The organism is Bacillus salipaludis (assembly GCF_004358205.1).
This window is the reverse complement of sequence record NZ_SMYO01000004.1, coordinates 516,668-524,815: the sequence shown is the minus strand read 5'-3', so window position 1 is coordinate 524,815 and position 8,148 is coordinate 516,668. Positions and strand designations below refer to the sequence as shown.

Genomic DNA, 8,148 nt, shown 5'->3' with positions numbered 1-8,148 from the left:
CTCCTATTGATTCGCTCGACTTGCATGTATTAGGCACGCCGCCAGCGTTCGTCCTGAGCCAGGATCAAACTCTCCAAGAAAGTTGATATAGCTCATTTGTTACGTTGGCTCATGTTCTCTATATAATAGAAGAAACATGATTATTATTGTTTGTTGACGTTTTTGTTTGTTTAGTTTTCAAAGAACAATCAGTACTACTAACATTTTTATTAGCTAGTACTTTTTCAACGCCGCTCAAAAGCGACTTCTTTAATTTATCATATCCTCTTTCATAATGTCAACAACTTTTTGGAATTTATTTTTCGTTGAATGACGCTCTCGATGAGGACGAGATTTAATATACCATGATAAATAAATGATTGCAATATAATTTTAAAAGTTTTTTAAAAGAAACTAAATCAAATTAACAGGCATGACCTGTTTTATTTATTGGAGAAATTATTATCACAATACTTTTTATAGACTTAATACAGTAGTGTCTTGCAATCCTTTTCTTTTCGTTTATAAAATTCAGCAAAATAATTCCAGCCTCTCATTCATACGATATAATAAATAATAAATTTTATAATTAGATTTAAAAATTGGGCGTGAATTACATGAATAGTATTAATACAGAAATACTGATAAAACTTGGGATCTCCGCAGTACTTGGGCTCATCATTGGACTAGAGCGTGAGTTGAAAAGAAAGCCAGTAGGATTAAAAACAAGTCTCGTTATGTCTATTGTGAGTTGTCTGCTAACGATTGTTTCCATTCAATCAGCTTACATGTTCCCTAATTCAGACCACGTGAGAATTACAATGGACCCGCTCCGTCTTGCTGCACAGATTGTCTCTGGAATTGGTTTCTTAGGAGCCGGTGTTATTTTAAGGAGGGGGAATGACACTATTTCCGGCCTGACTACCGCGGCAATGATTTGGGGAGCCGCCGGAATCGGAATTGCTGTTGGAGCGGGCTTTTATTGGGAAGCATTTGCTGGAGTTGCTCTCCTAATTATTAGCGTAGAATTAATTCCATTTCTATTGAAGCTTATTGGTCCAAAACAATTAAGGGAAAAAGAAATTAGCCTCCAGTTATTCATGCGAGATAAAGATCAGATTGAAAAAGTTATAACATTTATTATGGAAAAACAATATATTATTCGTAGAATACGAATTAAGGATTTAGACAATGGCGATCACTCGGTACAAATTTTGGTGGCTGTAGATTATCGCGAAAAAACAACCGATGTTTACTACTCTATTTCACAATTTGAAGGAGTTAAAAAGGTAGAAGTTGAAAGTATTAGTTAAGAGCCATATCCTTTGGCTCTTTTTTTATAATTTCCTCTTGCATGAATAACCAAAAGCATATATAATTTTCTTGTGCAACTCATTCGGGGGATTAGCTCAGCTGGGAGAGCGCTTGCATGGCATGCAAGAGGTCAGGGGTTCGAGCCCCCTATTCTCCATAAAAAAGAAAGCCTTTGTTAAACAAAGGCTTTCTTTTTTTATGCCGTAGATAGTCCATTTTTCCTTTTTGAAATTTCCTCTTGCAAAATTTGGTAGATAAAAACTATAATTAGATTTAGATTAGAATTTTCTAAATTTTTAAAAATCACCTCAAGGAGGTGAAAAAGGAGAATCGATATTTATATTTCTTACACTTAAGTCACCTTTGTCTTTTAGTTTTTTCCTCATAAAAAAATCAAGGTTTTAATTTGAGAGGGGGAGCTTTAAATTGGAGGCTAAAAAGACGGCAAACAATATTGAAAACGATTACAGTAAAATTGCACAATCTTCATCATTTCAGACATTACTCTCCGAAAAGAAAAAATTTATCATCCCAGTAACCATCTTCTTCTTTTGTTTTTATTTTGCTTTACCAATCCTAACTTCTTATTCCACAGTGTTAAATCATAAATTTATAGGCAATATTACTTGGGCATGGGTATTTGCTTTCCTTCAATTTGTTATGACATGGGGATTATGCATCCTTTACTCGAAAAAGGCTGCTAAATTCGATGATATGGCAAATCAAGTGATCCAAGAAGGAGGCAATAGCAAATGAATAAAGCTGCATTTATTATGTTCCTCGCCATTGTTTTCGTCACGCTGATCGTTACATATTTAGCTTCTAAGCGGACGAAAAATGCAAGCGAATTTTACACTGCCGGAGGGGGACTGACAGGCTGGCAAAATGGTCTGGCCATTGCTGGTGATTACATGTCGGCTGCATCCTTCCTTGGAATTGCAGGAGCTGTAGCCTTAACCGGATTCGATGGCTTCTTCTATAGTATTGGTTTCCTAGTTGCGTATCTTGTTGTTCTTTACTTAGTTGCAGAGCCTTTACGAAACCTAGGGAAATATACTTTTGCAGATATGATTGCAGCACGGTTTGATACCAAAAAGATTCGTGGCTTTGCTGCGATGAACACTGTTACGATTTCTATTTTTTATATGATCGCGCAACTCGTTGGAGCAGGTGCACTAATTAAATTATTATTAGGTTTGGATTATACGACATCCGTATTAATTGTTGGAGTCTTAATGACCGTGTACGTTATTTTTGGAGGAATGCATGCAACAAGCTGGGTACAAATTATTAAGGCAATTCTTTTAATGGGCGGCACTTTCGTAATCTCAATTATTGTACTGGCTAAATTCAATTTCAGCCTTACTGATATGTTTGCGCAAATGAAAACTGCAACTCCTTTAAAAGAAGCCTTCTTAAATCCAGGAGTGAAATATAAAATTGGCTTGGATACAATCTCGCTAAATTTATGTCTAGTTTTAGGGACTGCTGGACTTCCACATATTCTTGTCCGTTTCTTCACAGTTAAAGATGCAAAAACAGCTCGTTCCTCCGTTGTCTATGCTACATGGATCATTGGAATCTTCTATGTTATGACAATTTTCCTTGGCTTTGGTGCAGCTGCATTTGTTGGCAATGAAGCAATTGTGACAGCAAATCCTGCCGGAAATATGGCGGCACCACTATTAGCTAAAGCGATTGGCGGTAACATGTTGTTCGCGTTTATTTCTGCAGTGGCGTTTGCAACGATCCTTGCCGTTGTTGCGGGTCTTGTTTTAACAGCAGCTTCTGCCTTTGCTCATGATTTCTACAATGAAATCCTTCGTAAAGGAAAGGCAACTGAAAAGCAGCAAGTGACGATGGCGCGTTATGCAGCAATTGGGGTATCCATTATTTCAATCATTCTTGCACTTGGCGCACAAACCTTAAACGTTGCCTTCTTAGTATCACTTGCTTTCGCAGTAGCAGCAAGTGCCAACCTGCCGGTTATTATTTACACCATTTACTGGAAACGTTTTAACACTTCCGGTGCAATATGGGCAATGGTGGTTGGACTAATTTCAGCAATTGGGTTAGTTCTAATTAGCCCAAGTGTAATAAGTCCTGAGGTAGGAAAAGCCATTTTTGTCGGCAACCCTATCTTCCCATATACAACACCGGGAATTGTATCAATTCCACTCGGATTTCTAGCAGGTTACTTTGGCACCATCTTCTCGAGCCAAAAGGCGGATGTTAAGAAGTTTGAGGAAGTGCTGGTTAAATCTAATACAGGAATTGGGATGGGGCAGTAAGATTTCTTTCATTGCTTCAAAAAAGGGACTGATTTTTTTTCAGTCCCTTTCTTTATTTCTTTCCACTTCTATTTTTCCTAGAACTCTTTGCAGAACTTCCCCAGCTTGTCTTTTCACTGTTTTTCCGTTTCCCTTTTAACGGACCTGCCTTTGAGTTCAAAGGTTTACGTTTCTGTTGATTCCCCTTGATTTGCTTCGGCTTGTCATGCTTAGAATCCCTATCTGACTTTTTAATCTGCTCCGTTGCACCGTCTGGCACTTGTTTTTGAATCCGAATATTTAATTCTTTTTCAATCATATCAAGAGTCGGGCGATCGGCTGAGGAATAAAACGTGATGGCTAACCCCTTCATGCCCGCTCTACCCGTTCTGCCAATTCGGTGAACATAGCTTTCTGCATCCTGCGGAATATCGTAGTTAAATACATGGGTCACTCCCTCAACATCCAGTCCCCTTGCAGCCACATCCGTCGCGATTAACAATTGAATTTCAGCGTCCCTAAATCTTTTCATGACTTGCTCTCTTTTGGCTTGCGACAAATCCCCATGCAATTCATCACAAGAAAATCCATGTGCTTTAAGAATTCCGAACAATTTGCTGACTCTACGTTTCGTTCTGCAAAAAATAACCGCTAGAAATGGTCGGTGGGTTTCCACTAATTGAATAAGCGTTGCTTGTTTTGCCCGATCAATTGTGTGGATAGCAATTTGTTTTACATTCGCAGCAGGCCCTTGCCTTTTTTCCACCTGTATATATTCCGGCTCCCTCATATGCTTTTTCGCCAGGTTCCGAACCTCATCCGGAATCGTTGCTGAGAAGAGCATCGTTTGTCTGCTCTTTGGCGTTTCTTTAATTATATCCTCTACTTCTCCCAGAAACCCAATATGGAGCATTTGGTCCGCTTCATCTAAAACCAGGAAATGAACTCTCGATAAATCAAGTGTTCCTCTTCGAATATGATCTAAAAGCCTGCCCGGAGTTCCAACGACAATTTGGACATTTTTTTCTAACTTTTTTAACTGTTTTTCAACATCCTGTCCTCCATAAACGGCTAAAACATTCACATTCTCTATATCCTGAATCATCTTATTAATTTCATGGGTAATTTGTAACGCTAATTCTCTTGTTGGCGTTACAATAAGTGCTTGAACGTGAAGAGCATTCGCGTCAAGTTTTTCAAGGATTGGCAAAATAAATGCAAATGTCTTACCTGTTCCGGTCTGAGCTTGCGCTATCACATCTTTCCCCTTCATGACAACCGGTATGGATTGTTTCTGAATGGGGGTCGGTGTGGCAATACCGAAGCTGCGCAATGTTTCCGTTAATTCTTTTGAAATACCTAATGATATAAAATCAGGCAAAAAAATCCCTACTTTCAATTCAAATGATTATCTATTCATAATGATTGTTTATCAAAAATAAAGCAATTAATCTTTTTATTCCAATTAGTTCGATTAAATGAAAAACCCAACATCGAGAGTTGATGTTGGGAATCCTCTGGTTATTCGCAATTTTCGCGTCCAAGCTCTACTGCAGTTTCTAGATTACCGTTAAATAAGGAAATTCGGAATTTCAACGAGAAGTCTTCAAACTTGCAACGATATTTCTCCAACTGGTCTTGCCCGCAGGAATTACTGCCGAGACCATTTTGCATGTAATCAATATTCAAAACAATATAGTCACGTGGTCTTAAGTCAATCGTATGCTTAGCCTTCTCCAGGTCTTCTACCTCATAGTGTGAAGCACTAAAATTAAATGTTTCGTCAGCAATAAAAATTAGACTGTTTTTACTTTTATCCGTAAAGCTGACCCAATCGCAATCTGAACGATTGCCATTCTCTTGGGGTTTAACATAATTAGTAAATAACCCTTCTACCGTTTGAGTGTATACCCCTAAATGATTGGCTTGATTTGAATCGGGATAGCTTTCTCCTGGTCCCCTTCCACGCCATATAGTTTGTGAAAAATCTTTATTGAGCTGAAGATGAACACCTAAACGCGGAATCATGACAGGAGCATTTTCTTTTGTACCAAATGCAATACCATTAATCGTAAATACAATATCTCCGTCAGGATAAATTTTATAAAAATACTGAAGTTGATAATACCATGAACTGTTTGTTGTACCGTAAAGGGCATCCACATACCACTCGAACACACCATCTTTTAGTTCATAGCGGACCTCTTCCACAATTTCATGACCTAAGTGCATAAAGTATTTCGTGCGATAATCCTTCAGCAAGTACATATCATTATCGATCGGCGCACGCCAAAAATGAAATTGCGGTCCATTTTGAAGATAAATTTCCCCTTTCCGACTGATCTGTTTTAACGTTCCTTTTACACTATCGAAAGTGGCAATGAAATCAGATCCACTAACGAATACGAACGCACCATTCTTGGATAATCCAAGTTCCCCGGCAGCATGTTTTTTAGATATCTTAGTCTTTCCAGGCAATACAAAGGAAGCATTTGCTAATTCATGACCTTTTGCTGCCCAAGGTGTATCCTGTTTTAGTTTATATGAAAAGACGAAATAATAATTCGCACCGTTAACCTGCTCAATCTCATCTGCTACGGGAAGCTGGATTTCCGCTTTTTCCCGCGCCCTTACGTTCGGGATTTCCACATTATTTGATTCTAGTAATTTATGATCCTCATAGAGTGAGCAGGTTAATTCTAATTGATCCAACGATAGAAAATCATATCGGTTGGTCAAACGAAAACTCCCATTTTCAATATCCAAACATTCCGTTTGAACTGGTTCAATGACCTTTTTATATTCAAATAGACTTGGGGAAGGTGTCCCGTCAGGCATGATTAATCCATCAATACAAAAGTTTCCATTCGTCGGGTCATCACCAAAGTCACCGCCATAACGGTAATAAACCTCACCGCTTTCCGAAGTGGTTTCAATCCCGTGATCAAACCATTCCCAGATAAATCCGCCTTGAAGTTGATCATATTTATAAAATAAATCCTGATACTCCTTTAAATTACCCGGTCCATTTCCCATGGCATGTGCATATTCACAAAGAATATGCGGCTTTTTTGTTTTTTCAATTACTTTTTGCATTGTCAATTTTTCATTATGTTCCAGCCATGTATACATCGTACTGTAAACATCGGTCACTTCTGCTTTAAAATCACCTTCATAATGAACAAGACGAGTCGGGTCCAGTTGTTTGGCCCGTTTTGCCATTGCACGGAAGTTATCACCAAAGGATGACTCGTTTCCAAGCGACCACATGATAATACAAGGATGATTCTTGTCTCGTTCAATCATTCGTTCCAGCCGAGAAACATAGGCCGTTTCCCACTCAGGATCATTGCTAATCCAATCATATTTCGCTGTCAGTTCAAAGCCGTGACATTCTAAATCCGTTTCATCAATGACATACATCCCGTAATAATCACAAAGGTCATAAAGAGAATGGGCATTAGGGTAATGGGCAGTCCGTATCGCATTAATATTGTTTTGCTTCATTGTTTTAATGTCCTGCTCCATTTCTTCTCTTGTAACCACTCGACCTGTCTTTGGATTGTAATCATGACGATTAACACCTTTAAGTTTAATCGCGACACCATTTACAAGGAACTGATTACCTGCCAGAACAATGGAACGGAATCCAACAGACTGGTGAATTACCTCGATGACTCTACCCTCTTCTAAAACAGTCATATAAAGGTGATATAAATTCGGCTGTTCTGCACTCCATTTTAATGGGGATGAAATCTTTTGAGAAAAAAACTCATCTGCCTCTTGTTCCTCGATAAAAACCTGGTTTCCATTCGGGTCGATCAATTCATAAACAATTGTTTGTTGCCGCTTTTCGGACAGCTTCACATGAACCGTAAATACTGCGTCATTCCAATCATCATCAAACGTCGTATTTACTGAGTAATCATAAAGGCCTAACTGTGGCCTGGAATACAATTCAACATCACGGAAAATTCCACTTAGCCACCACATATCCTGATCTTCTAAATACGTGCCATCTGACCACTGAAAAACCCGAACAGTCATCGTATTAATACCCTGCCGGTAAAGCCCTGTAATATCAAATTCCGATTGAATCCGTGCACCTTTACTATATCCAGCAAATTGACCGTTGATATACAATTCAAATGCCGAATCCACCCCATTGAAACGTAGGATTAATTGTTCATCGTCAAAATCACGGTCAATACCAAATTCTCGGCGATAAATGCCCGTTGGATTATCTGTAGGTACTCGTGGTGGAATGATCGGAAAGTTATACCACAAGTCTGAATAATGCATTTTACCATAACCCTGCATCTGCCAATTTCCCGGGACAACGATATTGTCCCACTCTGTTGTATCCAAATCTTCTTCGTAAAAACCATCTGGCCAATATTCAGGGGCTTCGAGAAAAGTAAACTTCCACATCCCATTAAGATTCTGATAATAATGAGAGTTGACGACTTCTCCTGTTTTCGCTGCTTCACGAGATGGAAAACTAATAAAGTGAGCACGTGCAGCAAGCCGATTAATCCCATCAGTATAAACGTCTTCCCATCTTTTTATGTTTTTCATATCTGTC

General features: G+C 38.7%; 5 protein-coding genes, 1 tRNA gene and 1 rRNA gene. 4 read left to right on the top strand and 3 right to left on the bottom strand.

The genetic code is table 11. The annotated features are described in order from the left end of the window. A 16S ribosomal RNA gene (locus E2K98_RS10620) occupies nt 1–80 on the bottom strand; the annotation flags it as partial. 516 nt (nt 81–596) lie between these two features. On the opposite strand from E2K98_RS10620, the gene E2K98_RS10615 reads away from it, so the two are divergent. The 4 genes from E2K98_RS10615 to E2K98_RS10600 all read left to right on the top strand — a co-directional run bounded on the left by E2K98_RS10615 (nt 597) and on the right by E2K98_RS10600 (nt 3,584). Then, the gene (locus E2K98_RS10615; protein WP_133334195.1) at nt 597–1,292 is read left to right on the top strand and encodes an MgtC/SapB family protein; all 696 of its coding nucleotides are present in this window, start codon (nt 597–599) and stop codon (nt 1,290–1,292) included. 85 nt (nt 1,293–1,377) lie between these two features. Next, nucleotides 1,378–1,450: transfer RNA gene (locus tag E2K98_RS10610), tRNA-Ala, on the top strand. Between the two features lie 269 nt (nt 1,451–1,719). Continuing rightward, complete coding sequence (locus E2K98_RS10605) at nt 1,720–2,049, top strand: DUF485 domain-containing protein (protein ID WP_133334194.1); 330 nt, start codon at nt 1,720–1,722, stop codon at nt 2,047–2,049. Further along, nucleotides 2,046–3,584 (top strand): solute symporter family protein, encoded by a 1,539-nt coding sequence (locus E2K98_RS10600; protein ID WP_133334193.1) that lies wholly within the window; start codon nt 2,046–2,048, stop codon nt 3,582–3,584. The genes E2K98_RS10605 and E2K98_RS10600 overlap by 4 nt, the downstream gene beginning before the upstream one ends. 52 nt (nt 3,585–3,636) lie before the next feature. Here E2K98_RS10600 and E2K98_RS10595 read toward each other — a convergent pair whose 3' ends face one another. Both E2K98_RS10595 and ebgA read right to left on the bottom strand, forming a co-directional pair. Next, a complete protein-coding gene (locus tag E2K98_RS10595) occupies nt 3,637–4,944 on the bottom strand; it encodes a DEAD/DEAH box helicase (RefSeq protein ID WP_133334192.1) in 1,308 nt (435 codons plus the stop codon). A 140-nt stretch (nt 4,945–5,084) separates the two neighbouring features. Then, nucleotides 5,085–8,141 carry a beta-galactosidase subunit alpha gene (gene ebgA / locus E2K98_RS10590; protein WP_133334191.1) on the bottom strand — a complete coding sequence of 1,019 codons (3,057 nt, stop codon included), beginning with the start codon at nt 8,139–8,141 and terminating at the stop codon, nt 5,085–5,087. Between the last annotated feature and the right edge of the window lie 7 nt (nt 8,142–8,148).